The following is a 23,675-nucleotide window of genomic DNA, read 5'->3' on the forward strand; positions in this document are numbered from 1 at the left end:
AACATCAAAATCGGGTTATGACCACATATCAACATGGCCCCTATTATTTAATGTACTTAGAAACATTCGCCACCATTCCTGATATTGCCAAAGTGATAATAAGCGCAGTTCCTCCGTGACTGACGAATAACAACGGAACTCCTGATAATGGTATAAGTCCTATCATAGCCGAAATATTCATGAAAGATTCTGTAATAATGAGTACACCTATACCCATGACCATGAGCCCACCGAAAACATCTGGTGACCTATTCCCTATTCTGAAAATACTAGCAATCAAAAGTAAATACAAACCAATAAGAGCAATACTACCTAGAAAACCGAATTCTTCAGCTGTTACAGCAAAAATGGAGTCATCGGTCGGTTGAGGTAAATAACCGAACTTTTGAATACTTTGACCAAAACCTCTTCCAGTCAATTGTCCTGAACCTATCGCAATCAAAGATTGATTGATCTGATAACCAGAACCTTGAGTATCTGAACCGCGATTCAAAAATGTCTTGACTCTATCTAGAGCGTATGGACGAATCAAGACAACTCCACCAACCATTATGCCCATAAGGACCATTATAAGAATAATTTGTCTAAACCGTATACCAGCTATAAAAAGCATCGCAAGTCCAGTGGTTGCAATGATGACCAAAGTATCTGTATCTCTCTGAATCAATAAGAGTGTACCTAGCACAGCCATAATGACTAAATAAGGTAGAGTTCCAAATTTGAAACCTTCAATCTTATCCTTTATAAAATAAATCCAAGCCGCCATATAGATAATAAAAGCAATCTTCAACAATTCTGATGGTTGAAAAGATAATGGGCCGATGGCAAGCCAACGCGAAGCCCCATTGAAATGAATAGTCAAACTAGGAATAAAAAGAAGTAGGTTAACTAAAATCGCTCCAATAAGTATAAAAAGTGCTGATTTGCGTAACCAAGAATAATGAATTTTGGAAAAAACAAGAAAAGCGATAATGCCGAGGATTAGACTTATAGTTTGTTTAATCGCAACAGTTTCAAAAGAAGCACCATCTTGTGCCAAAAGTCCCATTGAGACAGATAGAAAAACGACAAAACCAGCCAACGTCAATGTGCTAACGGAGATGAGAAAAAAACGGTCAATTTTTGAAAAGAATGAAATCATTTTTATAAAATAAAAATCTAACCAAAATTACTCTTGTTGTGCCTTTTTGAAATTTTCTATCTCAGCTTTGACTTGTCCATATTCTGGCAGATCTTCAATCTTTGAAATACCCATATGAGACAAAAGAGCCAAGGTTGGTTTGTAGAGAAAACTACGAGCGTCTACGGGATTATCTACACGTTCCACAAGTCCTCTGATGAGAAGGTTTCGCAAAATAAATTGCGAATTGACACCACGTATATAATCTATATCTGCGCGAGAAATAGGTCCTTGATACAAAATGATTGAAAGTGTTTCCAAACCAGCTTTACCCAAATCACGGGTCAGTTCTTCTTTTGTAATATCTTCTATCAAAGATGAAAGCTCCTTGGCTGTTCCAAGCATCACTTCTTCATCATCACGAACCAAAGAAAGTCCACGACCCTTCAGGTTTTGCTCTAATTGATCCAACCCTTGAACGATCGCAGAATTATCAACCTTCAATAAAGATGCCAACTTTTTTATAGATATTGGTTCCGCTTTCCAAAAAAGTAAGGCTTCAATTTTTTGTGATAATTCCATGGGATTATTGTAACATTTCTTTTGTCATTTTCGCTTTTTTTGTTGTCATTCCCGCGAAGGCGGGAATCCAGGATTATTACAAGATAACATCTATTTAATATTTAAATATAATACGAGATTGTCTGTGGTTATACACTGGATTCCCGCCTTCGCGGGAATGACACATCTTAGTATCTCGGCACCCCAACCTCTTTCGTCTCCATCTGAATATCGCCGAAGGTCTTCTCTTGACTAACATGTACTATCCCTTGTTTGACCAATTCAAGCATGGCAAGAAAACTAACGATGACATTCACACGATTTTCCTTGTGTTCTTTGGTAAATTCCTTGAAACTCATACGGAGATGACTGGTAATACGAGTCGTGAGAGTCCCTATCATATCTTCAAGACTTATAACTTTTTTAATCAAAACTTTTGGTGCATTCTCCTTCTTTGGTAAACGGTTGATAAGGTCCTTCAATGAATACAAAGCTTTTTCTAAGGTAAATTCTGGTTCTGGTGTAAAAACTGGGATGATAGGTTTAGATTGTGATGGTGAAAAGATAACTTGCTCACCAAAAAGTTTGCTTACATTTAAGCTAGCATCTTTAATTCTCTTGTAAATCTTCAAGCGCGTCTCAAGATCGTGGATATCTACTTGTTCTTCTTGGGTCAAAGCCAATTCTGGAAGTAATGATTTTGATTTGATGAGGAGTAACGTTGAAGCAACCAAAATAAAGTGAGCTGACTCACCTATTTCTACATTTCCCATGTCTCTCACATGCAAAATAAAATCATCCGTGACTTTCGCCAAAGAAATATCACTAATAAAAAGTTTACGTTTTTCTATAAGATCCAACAATAGATCCAGAGGACCTTCAAATGATTGTGTTTTTATAGTAAACGACATTTTAAACACTAGGACTATTACAAGACTCCTATCTTAGCTTTTACATCCAAAAGCTTTTTTCCAGCTACTTCATTGGCTTTCAAACTTCCCTTTTTCAATACTTCAATAATAAAGTCTTGATTCTTGGCCAATTCTTCGCGCTTTTCTCGGAGAGGTTTGATGAAAGCATCAATATCTTCTATCAAAGATTCTTTCAAGATCTTGTACTTGCCTGAGTTTTTTGCATAAAAATCTTTTAATTCGGAATCGGTTTTGAAAAGTTTGTGAATAGCATAGACATTTTCTGGAATACCTGCACCAGAATCAGTCACAATACTCATGACAGCCTTTGTGATCTCCTCACGAGTAGCAAAAAGTGGAATTGTATTGTTATAACTCTTGGACATTTTGCGACCATCAATACCTGGGACTGTAGCAACATTTTCCAAAATAAGAGATTCTGGTAATTTGAAAGTCTCTCCGAAGATATGATTGAATTTCTCTGCGATATCGCGGGCATACTCTATATGTTGTTTCTGATCCTGTCCTACTGGCACAACATCTGTACCATAAAGCAAAATATCGGCAGCCATAAGTACTGGATAATTGAAAGTTCCTACATTGATCTCTTTGTTTTTAGCCTCAGCGTCTTTGAAAGCATGTGCACGCATGAGGTATGGCATTGTTACTATTGTGTCAAAAATCCAAGCGAGCTCGGTATGAGCCGAGACGTCTGATTGTTTGAAGATTGTAGTAGTTTCAGGATTAAGCCCTATAGCCAAATAATCAATAACAAGATCCGTAATAAACTTCTCCATTTTTGATCTATCTTGAATAAAATTCAAAGCGTGATAATTAGCAAGAAAGATAAAACAATCATAGTTATTTGATTTTTGTAAATCGACAAACTGTTTCATTGCTCCAAAATAATTACCAATATGTGGTCGTCCAGTTGGTTGTACACCAGAAAGTATTATTTTTTTCATAGACTGATTATAACAAATAAGGTCAGTGGTGCACAGTCTCGGAAGAGTCCTGCCATATTCTTTTCATGAATCCGAGTATTTCTCCAACTTTTTGTTGTCATTCCCGCGAAGGCGGGAATCCAGGATATAACCACTAAATACAGATATCAAAAAACATAGTTCAGTTATTTAAATCACTTTATAAAACTATTATCTCGTAATAATCCTGGATTCCCGCCTTCGCGGGAATGACACAACTAAATTCCTTCTCGTTTCAAATCTTCAATAGCCTTCCTTGCATCCTTTGACAACCTCTTTGGCATTTCAACATTTATCTTTATAAGCAAATCACCTCTCCTGTCACCACTTGGAACGCCTTTGCCTTTTACACGAAGAATGTCACCATTATTGGTTCCTTCTGGAATTTTGACGACAATATCACCGTCAAGAGTTTTGAATGTAACTTCACCACCAATCAAAGCTTGAGTAAGTTTGATTTTTAGTTCCGCAACAAGGTTGTGACCTTCTTTACGAATATGAGAATGTTGTTTGACATGAATCTTTACATAAAGATCACCACTAACACCAAAAGGTATAGCTTCACCCATTCCTGTGAGACGCATGGACTGACCATCTTCTATACCTTCAGGAATCTTGACGGCAATTTCTTGAGCTCTTTCTTTGACGCCAGTACCATGACAAGTTCCACATTTGGAAGAAGGTACGTGACCTAGGCCGTGACAATTGTCACAAACTCTGGTTGTATTGAAAACTCCAATGAATGACCTGCGGGTTTCATTTATCTTGCCTCTACCATTACAAGTGTCACATTTGTGCATAGAAGAACCTTTTTCAGCTCCACTACCTTGGCAAGTCAAACATTTTGATGATTTTGTAACCAAGAGATCTTTTTCAACGCCAAAAATAGATTCTTCAAAAGAAATGAGTAAGTCAACAGAAATATCACGACCCCTCTCATCTGCGGCTCGTCTTGAACTAGATCTTCCACCTTGACCAAAGAATTCTCCAAAGATATCACCTAGATCAAATTCAAATCCTTGACCATTGCCTTGCTGAAATCCAGAGAAATCAAAACCACCAAAACCTCCTTGTGGGTTGAAACCACCACCATTGAAACCAGCTCCACCAGGTCCAGCTGAACCATAGGTATCGTATTGCTGGCGTTTACCATCATCTGACAATATAGAATAAGCCTCACTGGCTTCTTTGAACTTTTGAGAAGCGGTGGGGTCATTTTTAGTTTTATCTGGATGATATTGATGCGCCAATTTTCTAAAGGCCTTTTTTATATCGTCCTTGGAAGCACCTTTTTCAACACCTAATGTTTTGTAATAATCTTTCATATTTGACGATTAATGTTTGCCATGTTATCATACTTTTAGCCGTTTTACAAGTCTTTATGACTTGAAACACTGGTCTTTGAATTAATTTAAAAATGGTCTAACAGAAACTTAAACCAAAAACTAAAGGATTTATTATGACAAAATTCTTGGTTAAAAATCAAGATGGCAAAGTGCTTGCAGAAATTAAGTTTTCTGGGCACTGCACTATTGAACCTCAAGAGATGGGTAGTATCGTATGCGAAACACCTGTTCCAGAAAATGGCTTTCAAAACTTTGAAGTTGGTCGCACAAGAACTCTTGAACCGAAACCTCATTTCACTATCAGAGAGGTCTCAGAAAAACAATCCAAAGAAAAACAATTGAGAAACATTCTTACAAAAAAGACACGCAGGACGTAGGTTGGTTTTAGAAAGGAAACCGAGGTAAGCCTAAACAAGAAAACCTAAAACATTGAAATGTTATGCTATTAAGATCAGATCTATCAATAACTTGCTTCCATAGAACAAAGAAAAGGGCTCGAATGATTGAAGATGAGGTGAAAACAGGGACTGTCCGTTGTTATGGGTGTAAAAATCACATACCCAAAGAGACAGTAGCGATGAAAATGGTTGATTCGCGTGGTAAGACAATCCACTGGTTCCACAATATAAAATGTTTCAACCTATACCACCGCTAACCCAATTCTCAGCCAGTAATCTCACAAAGACCCTCACACTTTCTCCAACGAAAGCAGTGAGGGTCTTTTTTATCACTCCGAAAAAACGTCGAACTTTTCGACGTTTTTTATATTATGATACTAATAGGTTAGTCACCAAAGCCACCATCACCTCTTTTTCTTTTGGATCACTTTCTGCAATAAGGAGTGCTAGGGCAACCAAAGTATTATCATTAATTTTCTTTTCTCCGTTTGGACGGATCAAGATGCCATTGATCTGTAAAAATGAAATGAACAAGAAAGAACCGACTCGTTTATTACCATCAGAGAAAGGATGATCTTTGATAATAAAGTACAATAAATGTGCAGCTTTTTCTTCAAGACTTGAATACAATTCTTTACCACCAAACGTTTGATAAATTGTTTTCAAGATACCTTGGAATGAGCCGTCGCGCTCAGAACTGAACAATTCCCCAGCCTCAGCTTTTCCAATCAAATTTTCCTTCAATCTATCAACAGCTGGTCGGACAAATTCATAGTCAAAGCGTCGCTTTTCCTTACCTTTACTCTTTTTCAATAAAATTCCGCCTTCATCATACTCTTTAAGAAGTAACCAAGCATTTGAATAACCGTCAATAACGGATAATAAACCGTCAACTTCATTTTTGTTGAGTTCTCGTCTCTGAATTGTACGTTGAATAAACTTAATTTTTTGATCAAGATCTTTGAGAATCTTTTCAGGAAGTTGTTTGATACGGTCAGTATTCATCACAATACCCTTCATAAGATACTCTCTTAGAGTCTTGGTAGCCCAGATACGGAATTGAGTTGCTTGTTTAGAATTAACGCGATAGCCGACAGAAAGAATAGCGTCGAGATTATAGAATTTAACCTTGTATTTCTTACCATCTTCGGCAGTATGTTCCAAAATGGAACTGACTGAATTTTCATTCAATTCTCCAGAATCAAATATGTTTTTAAAATGTTTCGTAATCGCCGGTCTTTGGATTCCAAAAAGTTTAGCAATCTGGTCTTGAGTTCCCCAAATAGTCTCCTTCCCAACATCCGCTCGTAACTCAACTCCACCCTTCTGACCACTGTAAATAATCAACTCCCCTGTATTTTTGACTTCTTTTTTGTTCATATGTTTATAAAATTAATTAATAATTATTTCCTGTAACAAAAAACCGCCTCTCACTCCTTTTCGACGGTTTTTCGTTCGCTAGAAATTGAAATTTGTTACTACAATTTTACGCTTGTTAAAAAATACCACAACTTGACATAATAGTAACTACAATGTTAATGTTTTATTAAACAGTTAAAGGGTTAATACCCTTTATTCAAGGCATTGGAATGCTTTGGAAATTAAACTTAGAAGATGCACATTTATGAGAGTCTTATTATTGTTCCTTGATACCGTTGATTATAATCGAGAAGCTTCAAAGATTGTCAATCTACCACAAAATATCAATCCGTTTATTGGAATGACAATCCACACTGAAAATGACCTCAGTCTTGTCGTTAAAAAAGTGGAAGCGTCTATTGATCAGAAAGATACACCGGAAGAACCATCAATTACATTAATATTGGAAGATGAGCTTATTGATGACGCAAAAGAAATCGAGCAACGTAAAAAAATACTCGATATCAATTTTGAAGTTCTTAAAGAGACTGGCTGGGAAACAAATTTCTAACTTTCACCGAAGAATGACCTTCACCATCACAAAGACCCTCATCACCGAGGGTCTTTTTTATCATTCCGAAAAAACGTCGAAAAGTTCGACGTTTTTTCATGGTAGTTTTTTCGGCTAGGTCGGACCTAGCTATTACTTCTTCTCCTTAAATTCGGCATCTTTCACATTATCACCTCCCTCTTTACCGTCACCTGAATTACCAGCCGGCTCCGAATTCCCAGTCTGATTATTCTGCTTGTCCTTCGAAGCTTCAGCGTAGAAGGAACCAATCTTCTGAATCTCTGTAGAAAGAGCTTCGGTTGCCTTTTTGATAGCTTCTTTATCTGGATTGGAATTATCTTTAGCAGTCTTCAAATCTGCAATCTTATCTTCAATTGACTTACGAAGTTCGGCTGGAACTTTTTCACCAGCATCCTTCAAAGCTTTTCCTGCGGTATAAACAAGTTGTTCCGCAATATTTTTTGCTTCAACCGCTTCATGCTTGGCTTTATCTTCAGCTTCATGAGCAGCAGCTTCTTGCTTCATCTTTTCTACCTCTTCTTTTGAAAGTCCCGAGCTAGCAGTGATCTTGATAGAATTCGCTTTTCCAGTAGCTTTATCTTTTGCGGTAACATTCAAGATACCGTTTGCATCAACATCAAATGAGACTTCCACTTGAGGCATACCACGAGGTGATGGTGGAATACCATCAAGAATAAATCTGCCTAGAGATTTGTTATCGGCTGACATAGCACGTTCACCTTGAGTGATATGAATCTCTACTGACGTCTGGTTGTCAGCAGCTGTTGAGAATATCTGAGATTTCTGGGTAGGAACCGTGGTGTTCTTTTCTATAAGTTTAGTAGCTACACCACCCAAAGTTTCAATTCCGAGTGAAAGTGGAATGACGTCCAAGAGAAGGACATCACGAACTTCTCCACCCAAGATTCCGCCTTGAATAGCGGCGCCCACCGCAACCACCTCGTCGGGATTCACACCCATGTGAGGATCTTTACCGAATAGCTTCTTCACAGCTTCTTGCAAAGCTGGCATACGAGTCTGTCCACCAACCAAGATGACTTCGTTTATTTCTCCAATCTTGAAAGGTGAAGCGTCAATAGCTCGTTTGGTAATAGTCATGGCACGGTCAACAAATTCCTGTGTCATTTCTTCTAGTTTTGCTCGTGTCATAACTACGAGCAAATGCTTTGGTCCATCTGAACCAGAAGTTACGAAAGGAATATTTATTTCCGTCTGCATAGCTGTAGAAAGTTCAATCTTGGCTTTCTCAGCAGCTTCATCTAGGCGTTGTAAGGCAAGAGGATCACTTTTCAAATCTATTCCATTTTCTTTTTTGAATGTATCAGCCAACCAGTTGACGATCTTGGCATCAATATCACGACCACCAAGATGTGAGTCACCGTCGGTTGATTTTACTTCAATGACATCATCTCCAACTTCTAGAACAGAGATATCAAATGTTCCTCCACCAAAGTCAAAAACTGCAATCTTTTCATCTTTCTTCTTACTGAATCCATAAGCGAGAGCAGCAGCTGTTGGTTCATTGATAATGCGCTTCACATCTAGACCTGCGATTTTTCCGGCATCTTTCGTGGCTTGTCTTTGAGAATCGTTGAAGTAAGCTGGTACGGTAATAACAGCTTCGGTAATCTTTTCTCCAAGTCTAGACTCAGCATCATTCTTTAGTTTCTGAAGGATCATTGCTGAAACTTCCTCTGGACGCATCCATTTTCCAGACATATTGACTTCAATACCTCCTGTAGAAGATTTTCGTACTTCAAAGGAGACATTTTTGATGTCTTTTTGTACTCCTGGATCATCAAATGTATGACCCATAAAGCGTTTGATCTGGAAGATTGTATTTTTTGGATTGGTAACAGCCTGACGTTTTGCAAGCAAACCGACGAGACGTTCACCAGTTTTGGACTGTGCGACTATAGAAGGTGTAGTCCTTGCACCTTCTGCATTTTCTAGAACCTTTGGTGTACCAGCTTCCATAACAGCGACTGCCGAGAAAGTGGTTCCAAGGTCTATTCCGATGATTTTGGACATTTTAGTTAATTTAATTTAATAATCTACTTTTAGATTTAATTTTCTCATAATAGAGGCGACCAAGACTCTTTTTTCTTTTTCACCTACTTCCCCACACACCTTTTCTTCTCAACATTACTTCATAAAATGTGACGGATTTTTCGTCACATTTTCATAAGTTGTTAAGAGAGAGAAAGTGTTCTCTCCCCTCACGCAAACATAGCCAATTTCTTGACCAAAAAATGCGCGAAAATTATCTGCGAGATGGCGCTCTAGTTGGTTGACTATTTATAAGAAATTCTAAAGAAAAATATGGAGAAACTACTGGAGCAAAATATGGAGCATAGACAGTAGCTGGCTTCTTATTAGAAAAGACAATAGGCAAACAGAAAGCATTACTAGAATCGCAAACAGATCCAGTAAGTTGAAGGTTGGTTATTGGTGTTTGGTTATTGGTGTTTGCCGAAACTGGTTGAGCTGATACCAAACGACCCTTGAGTTCCCCATTCACAACGGCAACAAGGAAAGTCAAACGAAATTGGCGACCAACGGCGTCAGTGAAAATACGGGACAAAAACTGTGAATTACTATAGGGGGTTATCATATCTTTAGTACAAACATTCTACTTTATTTAGTGCAAAAATTCAAGAAAAAATCATGACGCCCTTTATACCAAACCCTTCCAACATTTTTATATTTGCACTTTATCAAATACCATGGTAATCTTTATTTGGATTCTTCATGTAGATGACTTTCAAATAATTTCCATGAGGAAGACTGAGTTGTTAATATTTGCTAGTGACTGGGTAAGACTACATACGCCACGGCCCAAATTCCTGGTGTATAGATTGGATCCAAAAATCTTCAGAACAGAATCCGCCTTACTGTTTTTGAGGAGTTAAATCTGAAGACCCCCAAACTCCTTATGCCGGACCTTTCCAAAAAGGTTCGGCATTTTCTATAAAAAATTCTATAAAAAATCCCGCTTAATGCGGAATTTTTGTTTACTAATTTCTGTCCATTATTCTTTCTTAAATTCCCCAACCTTTACCTTAGGAGGTCGCATAAGCTTATCATTCAAAGTGTAACCTTTTTGCACCACAGCCAATACCTTGTGATGGTCAGTCTCCTTTTCTACTGGCACATACTCAGAAGCTTCGTCACGGTTGAGATCAAATGGTTTTCCTATAGGATTGATTTCCTCCAAACCAGCGTCACTCAAGACTTTTTTTAATTGAGAATAAATATACTCCACACCAACCCGCCAATTTTTATCAACTTTTTCCCAAACTTCTTTGTTACCCATTGCCATATCAAAACTTTCCATAACCGGAATGAGACCATCAATCAAACGTTCGTTGGCAAACTTTACGAATTCTTGTTTTTCGGATTCATCACGTTTGCGAGCATTTATATGGTCAGCCTTTGCACGTTGCCAACCTACCAAATATTCTTGTTTTTCCTGTTCAGCCTTTTTCAACTTTTCGCGAAGTTTTTTGATAGCTTCTACAGCATTTTCTTCAGCCACAACAGAATCGTCGAGGTTATCCGTATCCACGGCAAGATTTTCTGATTCTTGCTCAGAAATTATATCGTTATCAGAGTCTTTTTTATTCATGTAATAGAATCTTAATGGAAAATTGATCGTTTTGCAATCTTTTTTCTGGAAGAGAGACATCCGGAAAACTCACAAAAAAAGGGCTGGATTTCCGTGAGGAGAAATCCAGCTTTGAATGCGGCAACGATATACTTATTACTTGATGACAGGCCTAGTCTACTTATATGTCCGTACAGACTGGCCGAACTACAATGTGCCGCAAAATTTTATCTTATAAAAATTGTAAACAAAACCCACTGATACTATTGGCTTTGCGAAGCATGGCACGTTGAAGCGAAGCGTACATTTCGTTACGTAATGCGGGGAGACCAGAGTCGAAGCCAGCTTCGGAAAGTTTGATGCGGTAATGCTCAACAATATGGCGACATTCATCCAAATGTTCACAAGCACGATCACAACCTTCAGGATCGACTATCATGAGAATGTGACGACGTAAATCACCAATCTTCGTCCGACGGCGAGCTCGCAATATAATTGCCAGAACCAACGTATACAATTCGTATATTATTTTTTTCATAGGAGCATTCTTCTTTCTGACTAAAAGATACAACAAAAAAAGAGGTTTTGCAACCTCTCTTTTTGTGAATATCTTAATTTAACGCTTTGACCACTGTGGACTCTTTCTTGCCTTCTTGAATCCGAATTTACGACGTTCTTTGGCTCTAGGATCACGTCTCAAATATCCTAGTTTCTTCAAAGTACCACGCATCTGTATATCATATATAAGTAGAGCTCTTGCAATACCGTGGCGTAGAGCCTCTGATTGGGCTGAAATGCCACCACCAACAATCTTGGCAGTAACATGGAACTTCTCACCAGCCTTAGCAGCAGTGATAGCTTCTACAGCAGTTATCTGCATTTCCTTTACTGGAAAATATGCTTCTAGAGTTTTTCCGTTAACTTCAAAACCACTTTTCGTTCCGGCAAAAAGGCGGACTCTGGCGATGGCAGTCTTGCGTCGTCCGACGGCTTCGAAATATTTGGCTGTTGTTTTTGTAGGTGTCATTTTATTCTTTCTATTTCTGCTGGCTATTCTTTTATAATCAAATTCTTCAACCTAAGATCGCGCAACTTGTTTGGTGGCAACATACGTGTGACGGCTCTTCGAAAAACTTCTGTCATACCACGACGACCGATGAGATGAGAGAGGCTTTCAGAATTGAGACCACCACGATGACCTGTGTAAGTGACATAGGTATCTTTGGTCTTCTTGGCATCAGAAATATCAGCCATGTTTACATTGCAGATTTCAACCTTATCTTCTGAGACAACATTCTTGGCAAATACAGCAGAATGTTTGCCCATAAGATGAGCAGCAGCTTCACTAGCTACTCGTCCCAATTTCTTTCCTTGTGCGTCTATTGTGTATTTCATAATATTTATGGTGAAAATCGTTGAAACATTATACAAATTCAATGAGTGACATAGAACTACCATCCAAGTCACGGTTTGGCATTCTTATAATCCTTGTGTAGCCACCTTTTCTATCTTTGTACTTTGGAGCGATAGTATCAAACAAAATCTTTGTCTCATCATCACTCTGAATGCGTGAATTGACGATACGTCTTCCAGCCAAAGTACCAGCTTTTGCTCTAGTGACCAACTTTTCTACGAATGGTCTGAGTTCCTTGGCCTTTGCTGTTGTGGTTGTAATCCTAGAATCACGAATAAGGTTACGAGCCAAAGAGCGCATCAATGCATGACGCTGATTTGTTTCTAGTCCGAATTTTCTTACGTTTGAATGATGTCTCATAAAATTAAATTAAAATTGAAAAATCAAATTTGAAAATATCTGTTGCATGTGTGATTTTATTTTCCATTTTGATTTTTAATCTTTCCATTACTGTCTCAACGTTACTCCATACTGTGCTAATAACTTTTTGATCTCTTGCATTCCCTTTGCTCCCAATCCATCAACATCCATGATGTCTGACTCCTTCTTACGGAAGAGTCCACCCAAAGTCCTGATGTTTGCATTTGAAAGTGCTTTGACTGTACGAGCAGAAAGGTCCAGAGTATCAACGCGTGTCTTTGAGAGTTCGGTATCAATCTCACCTCTCTTTTCTTTACCTGCTCCAGCTTCGTTGTCGGAATCTTTGTCTTCCGAAGCTTCTGGAACAACTTCTTCTTCCTTGAATCCAACAATTGACTTCAACTGGTGAATCATGAGCGTAATAGACTTTTCCAAAGCTTCACGTGGAGTGATAGTACCATCTGTTTCAATAACCAAGCGGAGGCGGTTGAAATCTGTACGATCTCCAACACGCATATTTTCTACTTCGTAATTTGCTTTGCGAATAGGAGTGAAAGCGGCATCAAGAGTGATAGCTCCGATATCAACGCGATCTTTTTGGATAACTTCCTTGGAAACATATCCGAGGCCTTTTTCAACCGTGAGCTCAATATCCAGCTCAGATGACTTTTCGGTCAAAGTTGCAATATGTAAATCTGGATTGAGAACTTCTGCTTGACCAGGGACATCTACATCCTTGGCACAAACTTCTTTGACACCATTTACTTTCAAAGTTATGACCTGAGGTTCATCTGTATCAAGACGAATACGAACTTTTTTCAAATTGAGCAAGATCATGATGACATCTTCTTTGACGCCATTGATAGTTGAAAATTCGTGTTCAACACCTTTGATCTTGACCTTTGTAATAGCTGTACCAGGCAAAGACGACAAAATGATGCGTCTAAGAGAGTTACCTAGAGTATGTCCGTATCCAGGATAAAGACCATCAATCTCATAGGTTCCACTGACTTTGTCCTCGCGGATTGCTTTTGGTTTTGAAGGTAAAACGACGTCGTAGGTCATATATTTTTATATTATAAAATAGAGGATTAATTATACAGTAAAAAAGATAATTGTCTAGCGTGTGTAGAACTCCAACACCGCACGAACATCAAATAGAAGTTCGGTTGCTTCACTGACTGGTCTTCCAATAATGGTAATGGTTCTTGTTTTTTCATCAATAGACATCCAACTTGGGTGCTTCACTGCCTTCAAATCTTCATCCAGTTTTGAGAAAATGACCTTATTTTTGCTTCCTTCACGAATGGTAAGTTTGTCTCCAATACGAACTTCGTATGAAGGAACGGTTACATTTTTACCATTGACGACAATATGTCCATGGGCAACCATCTGTCTTCCCGCTGAACTAGTAGGAGCAAAACCAGCTCTAACTACTACGTTATCAAGTCTTCCTTCTAGAAGTGAGAGGAGGTTCTTGCCGTTGTCACCTTGAGTCTTCAAAGCTTTCTTGACGTAATTTGTGAATTGTTTACCAGAAACACCATAACTGAATCTTGCCTTCTGCTTTTCCATCATTTGCTTGCCGTATTCACTCTTGGCACCACGACGGCCACCCATAGTCTTTGCCTTGCGCTGAGATCTCATCGCAAACTTTTGTGTTTGCGTTTTACGGAAGACTGGTGCTCCGAGGTATCTTGCTTTTTTATATCTTGGTCCTATTTTCATGGAAATTTATGATGAATTACAAAATTATACTCGACGAGGTTTCTTTGGCTGAGGACCATTGAAAGGAACTGGAGTCTCATCTTTGATAGATGAAATAGTTATTCCTTTACTAATAAAACCACGGATAGCTGATTCACGACCAGAACCAACCCCTTTGACTACAACGTCAACTTCTTTGAGACCGATATTTTGAGCTTTCAAAGCTAGGGTCTCTCCCACCTTGGCTGCTGCGAATGGAGTACCCTTCTTTGCTCCACGGAAACCTGCGCCACCACTAGAACCCCACATGAGGGCGTTGCCAGCTTTGTCTGTAAGCATAACTTTGGTGTTATTGTAGGTTGATTGGACATGTAAAATACCAGAATCAACACGTTTCTTTGCAGATACGGTGATTGCCTTGGCCTTATCAGCACCTTCAGCTCCTTCAGTTGTTACAATTCTTTTTTTACCCATGTTATTGTTTATTTACCCCGAGTTTTTATCGAGGGGTTGATTGATTTCGGATTATTTCTTTTCCTCTTTACGTTTACCAGATCCCATTGTCTTTCTAACGTTACCTCTGACTGTTCTGGAATTGGTCTTTGTTCGCTGACCTCTCGCTGGTAAATGTCTTGCGTGACGTAAGCCTCGGTAAGCTTTGATATCTTTGAGGCGTTTGATATTGCCTGCGGTATCTCGCTTGAGGTCACCTTCTATCTTGAAACCTTCTACCAATTTACGAAGAGCGTTTTCTTGTTCAACAGTCAAATCTTTTGGTTTTGTACCTCCATCAATCTTTGATTTGAGGAGAACATGCTTTGCACGAGAACGTCCGATACCATAAATAGCTGTTAGAGCTATCTCTAATCTTTTGTTTTCTGGTAGTGTTATTCCTAAAATACGCATATTTTTATATTATTGAAATTATCCCTGTCTTTGCTTATGTCTCCTATTACCTTTGCATGTTACATAAACATACCCTCCGCGTCGGACGACGGTACATTTTGCGCATATGCGTTTTACTGCAGCTTTGACTCTCATTTTTTATATATTAAAGGCGTCTTGTTACGCGTGCTTTACCTCCATAAGGATCTATCTCAAGTTCTACTTTATCACCAATGAGAACACGGATGCGATTCATTCGCATCTTTCCTGCCAGATAGGCTAGAATGATCTCTTCTTTATTCTCAAGCTTTACGCGAAAAAGCGTATTTGGCAAAGCCTCAACGACTGTTCCGGTTGCGGAATTATTTGGTTTGGAAGGTGATTCCATCTCTTAAAAGGACGCTTGATGATATTAGCAGAAATGACCTATCAAAGTCAATAGAAGACTAGGGTTCCTGTACGATAACCTTGATTCTACTCAAATCGGTTGGAATCTTTGCCCAAGGCGGAGCCAACTCTCCAGAACCAGATTCTATAACTGGACTATATGATTTGAAGACTTCCTGAGTGCTTGCCAAAGATATACCAGCCAGTTTCTTCTTTATATCATCAACTGGAATAGTACCAATAATCTTCATACCCCCTTTGGCATGGATGACCAATGCCCCTTTCTTGGTTGGTGAAAAATCCTTAAGATTTGTAATTACAACTTCTAGAGATTCTAAGCCTGGTGCAGTATATGCGAATGGACCAAAGAGAGAAATAGTCTGATTTCCGGCAATACTTTCTACAAGTTTATTTTTAGGGAAAGCAATACCATAAATAGTACCCTGCAGACTTACTGTAGCGGTAGAAGGATCATTGCCACCTGTGACTGGAGCACCAAAAGATATTGTATAGCCTTTTTCATACATTATGTAACCATCTGGTATGGAAGTATTTACATCTGCAAGTAGAGATGTAGTTATCTGTGATTTCAACGTTGCTGTAGAAGATGCCAGAGCGGAAGGATTGATGATTTTCTTTACACCAGAAAAACCTCCAGCAATACTAGTGACTGGCTTGGCGTATATAGTGTCATATTTTGGTGAACCTTTGTAAGCAACAATCTTGAGATCTTTGGATAAATCTGTTTGAGAAATATTGTAGTTTTGACCAGACTGATCGGCTGTAACTGTAGAAGTGATCTTGCCCGGAACTACTACATCAGCAGGCTTCGTATATGCTGGAATGACAATAGAACTAGCCAATTTGTATATCAAGCCGGATTCACTAGACAAACGAGTTCCAGCTACTAGGCGTACTGCTTGACTGCTATACGAATTATAAAATGTAACCTTGCCAGAAGCTTTTGTATTGGTCATAGGGCCATTTACGGCTGTTACCGTAGTGGTCGCTGTAATTTTCTTTGTTATTATTTGATATGAAAGACCATTACTCTCTGGAGTACCTTGAGCAACATAAGTACTATTTACAGTAACTGGAACAACTTTTGGAACAATAGTAAATGTGGCTTGAGAATAGAAAGACGAAGCAAAATAACCGATAATAGCGATAAGAACAATCACACCAACTGTAATAATCGGCCATTTACCTATCTTTATTTTTCTCCTTGGTTTCTTTTCTACAGGAGGTGGAGTTATCGGCATTCTGCCGAACGGCGATTTGCTTTTACCAACTGATACTTCTTCTTCAAAATCTTCTGTTTTATTCACCCTTCGTAACTCGCTCTCGGCGAGCGAAGTAGGGCCTTTTTTTTCTTTAATTATCTTTATAGGGACTTCCTCTTCCTCTTTTACCATTATTTCTTCTACTATTTCTTTCTTTGATTTACTAGATTCTTTTGCATCAACACGCGTACGTGGTGATATTTCACGCATAGAACGATGGTTAGCAGGAATTATATCTTGTACACGTCTTGGCATCTTCTTTATATTTAAATATTAACACATTATCTATACTAATAAACTGTGAATAGCAATCGTATACAATGAAGAAAGTCTACTTTTCTCTGATTGTTCTTCAAAAACAACCTTGGTCAAAAGATCATCTATAGGAAGTTCTGAGATAAAAGCTTTTGGATTGATCTTTCTTAAAATCTTCAAGAAACAATCATTGTGAGTCAAAGTGTTTATGATAACAGAAGTAGATGGGCTCATTTCATTTCCAGATTCTGATAACAATTTACTCAGCTTTTTGTACCATTCACCTACAACTTCCTCAACGACTTCAATATCTTTTTTATTGTGTACATCATCTAGCTTCCCACTAGTATACAGAGACATGATGGAATCAACAGCCTGCTTATTATTGTTTATGATAGTACCGATCCTACCTATAATAGTACGGACTCCGTAATGCAGTGACCCAAAAAATACACAAGTCTTCCTCCTAACAACAAAAGTGTCAGTGTAGTCACCGTGAACATGGACTAAGTAATAATCCTCCCTTGATTTCAAAACCTTTTCTACACCTATATACTGAAGCAATAATGAAGAATGGAATTGTACCTTATTGTGATGTACCAAATGTCTACATTCCTCTATAAAACACTCAACCATCCTAGCGCTAGCAATAGAAACAGTAAAAGATACATTCAATGAACTGGTTTGTTTATTCTCCCAATCTGCCACCGAATAACCATTTAATTTGACATCAAAAATCTTCTGCTCTACAACCTGCATTGGTTCTGCCGAGACTGGAACGATCTTGGCTCTATCAGCTTCTATAAGCTCACAAACATATTTCTTTGAAACTTGAACATCTTTTTCAAAATTCATCGTCATCAACTTTGTCTCAGACACTATCCAAGGTGAAGATAAAACGTAATGAACAGCAGAAATCTTATGGGGTATAACTGGTAAATTTTCAAGGTTACGACGAATATGAATATGTTGTTGAGTGACTTGAATAATCTCTGAGATAGCTTTGCGTGTAGCTCTAACCAAATGGTTATTGTCCATCCTAAAACCGTAAGCAATACCTACGTTGTGAGTAAATATAACTTCTGGTAAAGCTCCAGCAGAAATGACAGCCAAAGACCCGCAGACGACGGTACTTTCTACACCTAAAATCAATATCAATTGGCTTTCAGCTTTTTTTGCAAGAAACATTGGTAGTATTATACCACTTTTTCTGTTGTCATTCCCGCGAAGGCGGGAATCCAGGATATTACCAAAACAGACTGATTAATTATTTCAATGAAATGACCTGTATACCCCTGTCTTTTATCTCTTTCTCAGGCCAAAATTGTTCCAATTCTTCAATCTTCCATTTACCCACATAACCAACCTTCTTTTCAATTTCCCTTCCCGTATACTTTTTTGTCTTTGGATCCCATTCCTGTAAGACAAGAATATCGCCTTCTTCCACCTCAAAATCATTCAATCTCAATTCAAAAGTCTTTTTACCCTCATATATCTGTTGAAAATATTCCGGCCAAGTTTTCTTTGGGATTTTTTTCATTTGGATTTATCAAACATTCGGAGCGTAGCTAACATCAGCAGGCAGTACATGCATAACAACCGCTTCTGTCTTTCCGACCTTTTTTCTTAGACCCATAAGTGACTCGGCAACAGCAAGGAGTTTTTTGTAATCTAGAGAAAAAGCCACCCATTTATACTCATGAGCTTTAGTAAGAAGGCTTAAATTGGGGGCTTTTATAGGTTCCATATTGGTATTCTACACCCTTAAATAATCTTAATGCAATAGTACCGCAATTTTTGTCAGAAGTATAAAAAATCCCCTCATCACAAAAATGTATGAGGGGGTGTGTTGCTATAATCTTAAACAAGCATTTCACCTTGCATTGGTCGGTAACGCCAACGACCCTAAATCAAGCTGGTTTTGACCCTCGCCATGCAACAACTCACCAACCACCCTAAAACCTTCATCTGAAGTAATTTCCCAATTTAGACTAGGAAATTTATTGCGGAATTTTTCAAGTAACTCCGGATCATAAGTTTTCTCTAACCGAGAAGCAAACGATGCTACTGTCATTTTCATAAAGTAATCTTTCTGGGGATTATAATATCATAAAATCGCATTCTGATACCCCCTGGGGGTATCATTTCTTGAATTCTATTCAGACACCAGCTCCTCTGCCAAATATCTTTTGACTCTCTTTTGTTGTCGTTCAATACAATCGGATCGATTAATAAATTCCGCAGGTGTTATAAGCATCCATTCGATTCCTTCATTCCCGAAGACAATATCTTCTGATTTAAATCTCAGAGTCTTTACAACTATAAAATATGACTTTTTGTCGGGTTCAATTACACTTTGGACCGTACATGAAAATTCAACTTCATTTTTTTCAATATCAATTCCAAACTCTTCTTTCACCTCTCGTTTAAATGTATCAAATGGTGACTCATCTCCTTCTCGACCACCACCCGGTAAATCGATATTCAGAGGCCAATTATTTGTTTTATTATCTCGACGATAAACAAGTATCTTGTCCCCAAGAAAAACAAGCCCTTTGGCTCCGTTAAAGTCAACTTTCTTGAATGTGTTTTCGTGGATCATATTTTCTTTACTCAAAATCCAAATACATAGCCAAATGATCTGAAACCTCATCTGGTAATACTTTGAAATCGTTTACTTCCACTCCTTTACTTACAAAAACATAATCTGCATATTTTTCTGGCTTTGTGTAAAAAGAGGTTCTAGTAGATTTCATATTGTATTCTTTTATCAGATTTACAAGACCAAAAGATTCAAATAACTTTATACTTTTCGTATCTGGTAAGAGGTTAAAATCCCCACATAAAATACATTCACCTTCCAATGATTTAATAAAATTAATTATATTTTGTGATTGATTTATCCTATCTTCAGTATCAGTCTTACCTTTACCATTCCATAAGCCATGAAAATTTATGACTGTAACTAATTTTTCACCTATCATTAAAGTTACAAATTGAATATTTCTTGCATGATTACCGAGATCACCTTCTGGCACATGACCTTTTTCTCTAAAAACAAACAATTCGCCTTCTTTTATAACTTTCAAATCTTTACCAACTGACATCATGAGACCGTAATTGTCCCAAAGATGTGGACGGAAATAACTTACATGATCAGATAATGACTTGGAAATATTTTGCATACCATCAGTCATAATCTGACTGTGTTTGAGAACATGTCCACCAGCAAATTGCCCATCAAAATTTCTATTATGTGGAGCAGACCAAATCTCCTGTAAACAAAAAATGTCTGTTCCTTCTCTATACTTCTTGAAAAACGAGGTCAATTCTTCCTTACCAGCTCGACCTCCCCAAGTGTTCAAAGAAATTATTTTCATCTTAATAGTCCTTATTACAACTCCTTAGTATCACCAGGAAGTTTCCTTATAATCAAAAGGCCTACAACCACAAATATTGTCATAGAAAAAGCTGCCGCGCGATAGTTGAACGCCTCGGAATGAGGAGCCAATGCAACTATCAATCCCCAAGAGATTGGACCAATAAAGGTAGCAAAGCGTTCCATAAGAGTGAAATACGTAAAAGACTGATTCAAACTACTTTGTGGTGTAAATTTAATAACCATCGCTCTAGTAACTGTCCATACAGAACCAAACAAAAGGCCCGTGATAACGGCGACAAAAACAACAAATATCACACTATTCGCAAAAGCTAGAAGTGGAAACATAACGATCCAGCCAATAAGAATTCCGATCAAAGTTTTCTTAAATCCAATCTTGTCTGCAATCCATCCAGATATAGGACAACTGATTGCAGAAGTAATCATCATACCCAAAAGAATATAACTTTTTATAGTATCATCTGTACCAAAAACTCTTTCTAGATATATTGGAAAATTATTCCCAGCAGTAAGCACAGCATCATTAAATAAAAAATAAGCCAGAAAGAAACGTCCCAAATTTGGTATTTTTAATAAATTAACAAGCGCCCTCCAGACATTCTTGTATTCATCGAGAACATTTATATGTACTACCAAAGGTATACGGCTATCTTTTTTAAAAGAGATAAGTAGAGGAAGTGCGAATAAGAAAAAGATGATTGTCGCAGGAATAAATACTTGAGATCTCCCAGGAGTTCCCCATAAGGTAATAACTCCTGTAGCAAAAGGTAAAGAAATAAGAATCGCTGTTATCTGACCAAGGTAATTACCAACAAGACCCCAACCAGAAACTAATCCATTTTTTTCTGCTGGAGCAATATCTTTTAAGAAAGAATTGTAATAAATAAAAGAAAGAAGATACACACTAGACGCAATAGTGAAAAAGAAAGCAGCAAGGATATCATACTCTGGAATAAAGACGGTTATAAGTCCTGTAATAAGGTACAGTATCGCTGTGAGAATAGTCGTAATCCTTATGCCAGATGTTTTGTTTCCAGTTTTATCGGCAATAGAACCCAATACAGGTCCAACCAATAGAAAAAGTAGACTTGAAATCGCAAGTGTAGCATTAAACCAAAAATCTGAAATTCCACGATCTATGACGAGCCACTGAGAAAAATACAAGAAGAAAGCAATCATTACTATCGAGTTTGCGAAATCATACAGACTCCAAATAAATATTTTCTTTTTGTTCATATAACAATATTCCTTACCCCAACACTGCCTTTATTCTCCTCACACCCTGAGCAACTGCCTCCTCTTTGGCGATCTTGAAATGCCACTTACCTTCTGGACCAGCGAGTTCACTGGTATTCTTTACGTGAGGGCCTCCACAGAATTCTTTTGAGAAAGCAGATGGTAAATCTTTGCCGACAAAATAAATAGAGATCTCATCACCATATTTTTCACCAAAGAAATGTTTGGCGCCGGTCTTTTCCGCTTCTTCTCTGGACATTATTACTTGACTGACTGGTAATCTCTCAGCAATCTTTTGGTTAACAATATCCTCAACTTTCTTTTTCTCTTCATCAGTCATCTTGGCAGTGTGAGCAAAGTCAAAACGCAATCTTTCCGTAGTAATATTTGAACCCTTTTGCATAACACCATTTCCGAGGACATCAAAAAGAGCTTGGTGTAACAAGTGTGTAGCGGTGTGATAACGGACAACCATTTCATTGTTGGCATCAGCTAGCCCACCTTTGAATTTCTGTTCTGCACCAGAACGAGAAAGTTCTTGGTGTTTCTTGAATTTTTCATTGAAATCATTTACATCAACCGTGATTCCCTTCTCTTTCGCCAATTCAAGAGTCAATTCCAAAGGAAAACCGTAACTTGAAAACAAGGTGAAAGCGTCAACACCCTTTTCAAATTCCTTCAAACCTTGATTCAAAGTCTCTCGGAATTTCTTTTCTTCTCTGGCAATTTCTTCTATTACAACATTACTCTTCTCAACGACTTCTTTGTAAATATTCTTGTAATTCTCAATAACAGACTTGGCAATAAGACCAATCTCGCCATTGTCACCAATACCGAGAACGTTGGCATGTCTGACTGACCTTCGTATCAATTTTCTCAAAACATAACCTCTATCAGTATTGGAAGGTACTACTCCATCAGCAATGAGGAATACTGAAGCTCTGACATGATCAGCCAAAATCCTAGCTGACTTCAAATCGTAACTATCTTTCTTTGGTAATTCACTTATTTTAATCATCGCAGGCTTCAACAAATCTGTATCGTAAATATTATTGACACCTTGTATAACCATAGCCAATCTTTCCAAACCAGCACCAGTATCTACCGAAGGTTTCGGTAACTTGCCGACGATCTTGCCGTCTTTCTTCTCATATTGCATGAAGACATCATTCCAAATCTCAACAACATCACGTTTATCATCAGCGGAAATGAAACCTTCTTTATTCAAATCACCCAAACCTTTTGGAGTAACATCGTAATACATTTCAGAATCTGGACCACAAGGACCGTTTTCGCCAGCTTCCCACCAATTGGACTTGGCACCCATGAAATATATGCGATTTTCAGGAACGTATTTTTTCCAAATTTCAAAAGCCTCTGTATCTTTTGGAGCATTCTCATCACCTTCAAAAACAGTTACGTATAGACGTCCAGGATCCAAACCAAGTCCTTCCTCTTTTGAAGTGAGAAATTGAAAACTCCATTTTATAGCCTCTTCTTTAAAATAATCTCCTAGAGACCAGTTGCCCAACATTTCAAAAAAAGTAGCGTGAGTATTATCTCCAACGTCATCTATATCTACTGTGCGAAGACATTTTTGCGCATCAACCAAACGTTTGCCCAATGGATGTGTCTTGCCCAACAAATATGGGATGAGTGGTTGCATTCCTGCAGTATTGAAAAGTGTAGGATTGGTAACCCCTTTTTCATCTGAAGTCACCAAAGAAGCCGATTCCAACACAGCATGCTCTCTTTTTTTAAAAAATTCCAAGAATCTAGAACGTATTTCGGCAGAAGTCATAATGAATACATACTAGCAAATATGGGGGTGGTTCGGCTAGGTCCGACCTAGCCGGAATTATCAAGGCCCG

General features: G+C 38.0%; 30 protein-coding genes. 2 read left to right on the forward strand and 28 right to left on the reverse strand.

The window, feature by feature from the left end:
- Nucleotides 1-43: 43 nt before the first annotated feature.
- From WCS89_01450 to dnaJ, 5 genes are all read right to left on the reverse strand, one after another.
- Nucleotides 44-1,141 (reverse strand): putative peptidoglycan glycosyltransferase FtsW, encoded by a 1,098-nt coding sequence (locus WCS89_01450; GenBank protein ID MFA6554150.1) that lies wholly within the window; start codon nt 1,139-1,141, stop codon nt 44-46.
- A 27-nt stretch (nt 1,142-1,168) separates the two neighbouring features.
- Nucleotides 1,169-1,702 carry an SMC-Scp complex subunit ScpB gene (locus WCS89_01455; GenBank protein MFA6554151.1) on the reverse strand — a complete coding sequence of 178 codons (534 nt, stop codon included), beginning with the start codon at nt 1,700-1,702 and terminating at the stop codon, nt 1,169-1,171.
- Nucleotides 1,703-1,869: 167 nt separating this feature from the next.
- Nucleotides 1,870-2,592: a ScpA family protein gene (locus WCS89_01460; protein ID MFA6554152.1), complete on the reverse strand. Its 723-nt coding sequence runs from the start codon at nt 2,590-2,592 to the stop codon at nt 1,870-1,872.
- A 17-nt stretch (nt 2,593-2,609) separates the two neighbouring features.
- Entirely contained in the window at nt 2,610-3,557 is a 948-nt protein-coding gene (gene trpS, locus WCS89_01465) for a tryptophan--tRNA ligase (protein MFA6554153.1), read from the reverse strand.
- A gap of 236 nt (nt 3,558-3,793) precedes the next feature.
- Entirely contained in the window at nt 3,794-4,900 is a 1,107-nt protein-coding gene (gene dnaJ / locus WCS89_01470) for a molecular chaperone DnaJ (GenBank protein MFA6554154.1), read from the reverse strand.
- 134 nt (nt 4,901-5,034) lie between these two features.
- Here dnaJ and WCS89_01475 point away from each other — a divergent pair, with 134 nt between their 5' ends.
- The gene (locus WCS89_01475) at nt 5,035-5,298 is read left to right on the forward strand and encodes a hypothetical protein (GenBank protein ID MFA6554155.1); all 264 of its coding nucleotides are present in this window, start codon (nt 5,035-5,037) and stop codon (nt 5,296-5,298) included.
- Between the two features lie 390 nt (nt 5,299-5,688).
- Here WCS89_01475 and WCS89_01480 read toward each other — a convergent pair whose 3' ends face one another.
- On the reverse strand, nt 5,689-6,699 hold the full coding sequence (locus tag WCS89_01480; protein MFA6554156.1) for a virulence protein RhuM/Fic/DOC family protein: 1,011 nt from the start codon (nt 6,697-6,699) through the stop codon (nt 5,689-5,691).
- 244 nt (nt 6,700-6,943) lie between these two features.
- Between WCS89_01480 and WCS89_01485 the strand changes: the two genes are divergently transcribed.
- Nucleotides 6,944-7,249, forward strand: coding sequence for a hypothetical protein (locus tag WCS89_01485; protein MFA6554157.1), 306 nt, complete (start codon nt 6,944-6,946; stop codon nt 7,247-7,249).
- A 132-nt stretch (nt 7,250-7,381) separates the two neighbouring features.
- On the opposite strand, the gene dnaK is transcribed toward WCS89_01485, so the two are convergent.
- The 22 genes from dnaK to WCS89_01595 form a co-directional block, all read right to left on the reverse strand.
- On the reverse strand, nt 7,382-9,301 hold the full coding sequence (gene dnaK, locus WCS89_01490) for a molecular chaperone DnaK (protein MFA6554158.1): 1,920 nt from the start codon (nt 9,299-9,301) through the stop codon (nt 7,382-7,384).
- A gap of 232 nt (nt 9,302-9,533) precedes the next feature.
- A complete protein-coding gene (locus WCS89_01495; protein ID MFA6554159.1) occupies nt 9,534-9,884 on the reverse strand; it encodes a hypothetical protein in 351 nt (116 codons plus the stop codon).
- A gap of 417 nt (nt 9,885-10,301) precedes the next feature.
- Nucleotides 10,302-10,898: a nucleotide exchange factor GrpE gene (locus WCS89_01500; GenBank protein MFA6554160.1), complete on the reverse strand. Its 597-nt coding sequence runs from the start codon at nt 10,896-10,898 to the stop codon at nt 10,302-10,304.
- A gap of 211 nt (nt 10,899-11,109) precedes the next feature.
- The gene (locus tag WCS89_01505; protein MFA6554161.1) at nt 11,110-11,415 is read right to left on the reverse strand and encodes a hypothetical protein; all 306 of its coding nucleotides are present in this window, start codon (nt 11,413-11,415) and stop codon (nt 11,110-11,112) included.
- A 78-nt stretch (nt 11,416-11,493) separates the two neighbouring features.
- Entirely contained in the window at nt 11,494-11,904 is a 411-nt protein-coding gene (rpsI, locus tag WCS89_01510) for a 30S ribosomal protein S9 (GenBank protein MFA6554162.1), read from the reverse strand.
- Nucleotides 11,905-11,927: 23 nt separating this feature from the next.
- Entirely contained in the window at nt 11,928-12,272 is a 345-nt protein-coding gene (locus WCS89_01515; GenBank protein MFA6554163.1) for an uL13 family ribosomal protein, read from the reverse strand.
- Between the two features lie 28 nt (nt 12,273-12,300).
- Nucleotides 12,301-12,651 carry a 50S ribosomal protein L17 gene (gene rplQ, locus WCS89_01520; GenBank protein MFA6554164.1) on the reverse strand — a complete coding sequence of 117 codons (351 nt, stop codon included), beginning with the start codon at nt 12,649-12,651 and terminating at the stop codon, nt 12,301-12,303.
- Between the two features lie 87 nt (nt 12,652-12,738).
- Complete coding sequence (locus WCS89_01525; GenBank protein MFA6554165.1) at nt 12,739-13,716, reverse strand: DNA-directed RNA polymerase subunit alpha; 978 nt, start codon at nt 13,714-13,716, stop codon at nt 12,739-12,741.
- Nucleotides 13,717-13,770: 54 nt separating this feature from the next.
- Complete coding sequence (gene rpsD, locus WCS89_01530) at nt 13,771-14,379, reverse strand: 30S ribosomal protein S4 (protein ID MFA6554166.1); 609 nt, start codon at nt 14,377-14,379, stop codon at nt 13,771-13,773.
- Between the two features lie 24 nt (nt 14,380-14,403).
- On the reverse strand, nt 14,404-14,832 hold the full coding sequence (gene rpsK, locus WCS89_01535) for a 30S ribosomal protein S11 (protein ID MFA6554167.1): 429 nt from the start codon (nt 14,830-14,832) through the stop codon (nt 14,404-14,406).
- A gap of 51 nt (nt 14,833-14,883) precedes the next feature.
- Nucleotides 14,884-15,264: a 30S ribosomal protein S13 gene (gene rpsM / locus WCS89_01540; GenBank protein MFA6554168.1), complete on the reverse strand. Its 381-nt coding sequence runs from the start codon at nt 15,262-15,264 to the stop codon at nt 14,884-14,886.
- An 18-nt stretch (nt 15,265-15,282) separates the two neighbouring features.
- Nucleotides 15,283-15,399: a 50S ribosomal protein L36 gene (gene rpmJ, locus WCS89_01545; protein MFA6554169.1), complete on the reverse strand. Its 117-nt coding sequence runs from the start codon at nt 15,397-15,399 to the stop codon at nt 15,283-15,285.
- Between the two features lie 10 nt (nt 15,400-15,409).
- Nucleotides 15,410-15,631, reverse strand: a complete 222-nt coding sequence (infA, locus tag WCS89_01550; protein ID MFA6554170.1) for a translation initiation factor IF-1 — start codon at nt 15,629-15,631, stop codon at nt 15,410-15,412.
- 58 nt (nt 15,632-15,689) lie between these two features.
- Nucleotides 15,690-17,168 (reverse strand): hypothetical protein, encoded by a 1,479-nt coding sequence (locus tag WCS89_01555; protein ID MFA6554171.1) that lies wholly within the window; start codon nt 17,166-17,168, stop codon nt 15,690-15,692.
- 30 nt (nt 17,169-17,198) lie between these two features.
- A complete protein-coding gene (locus WCS89_01560; GenBank protein MFA6554172.1) occupies nt 17,199-18,356 on the reverse strand; it encodes a hypothetical protein in 1,158 nt (385 codons plus the stop codon).
- A gap of 79 nt (nt 18,357-18,435) precedes the next feature.
- Nucleotides 18,436-18,708, reverse strand: a complete 273-nt coding sequence (locus WCS89_01565) for a DUF3850 domain-containing protein (protein ID MFA6554173.1) — start codon at nt 18,706-18,708, stop codon at nt 18,436-18,438.
- Between the two features lie 9 nt (nt 18,709-18,717).
- Nucleotides 18,718-18,915 (reverse strand): hypothetical protein, encoded by a 198-nt coding sequence (locus WCS89_01570; GenBank protein ID MFA6554174.1) that lies wholly within the window; start codon nt 18,913-18,915, stop codon nt 18,718-18,720.
- A 126-nt stretch (nt 18,916-19,041) separates the two neighbouring features.
- Complete coding sequence (locus WCS89_01575) at nt 19,042-19,248, reverse strand: hypothetical protein (GenBank protein MFA6554175.1); 207 nt, start codon at nt 19,246-19,248, stop codon at nt 19,042-19,044.
- Between the two features lie 75 nt (nt 19,249-19,323).
- The gene (locus WCS89_01580) at nt 19,324-19,785 is read right to left on the reverse strand and encodes an NUDIX domain-containing protein (GenBank protein ID MFA6554176.1); all 462 of its coding nucleotides are present in this window, start codon (nt 19,783-19,785) and stop codon (nt 19,324-19,326) included.
- A complete protein-coding gene (locus WCS89_01585) occupies nt 19,778-20,548 on the reverse strand; it encodes an endonuclease/exonuclease/phosphatase family protein (GenBank protein ID MFA6554177.1) in 771 nt (256 codons plus the stop codon). Before WCS89_01585 ends, WCS89_01580 begins: the two co-directional genes overlap by 8 nt.
- 14 nt (nt 20,549-20,562) lie before the next feature.
- Nucleotides 20,563-21,804, reverse strand: a complete 1,242-nt coding sequence (locus WCS89_01590) for an MFS transporter (protein MFA6554178.1) — start codon at nt 21,802-21,804, stop codon at nt 20,563-20,565.
- A 13-nt stretch (nt 21,805-21,817) separates the two neighbouring features.
- A complete protein-coding gene (locus tag WCS89_01595; protein MFA6554179.1) occupies nt 21,818-23,605 on the reverse strand; it encodes an alanine--tRNA ligase in 1,788 nt (595 codons plus the stop codon).
- Nucleotides 23,606-23,675 lie beyond the last annotated feature (70 nt).

The organism is Candidatus Paceibacterota bacterium (assembly GCA_041666915.1).
Taxonomy (GTDB): domain Bacteria; phylum Patescibacteriota; class Minisyncoccia; order Phycocordibacterales; family PALSA-1337; genus C7867-002.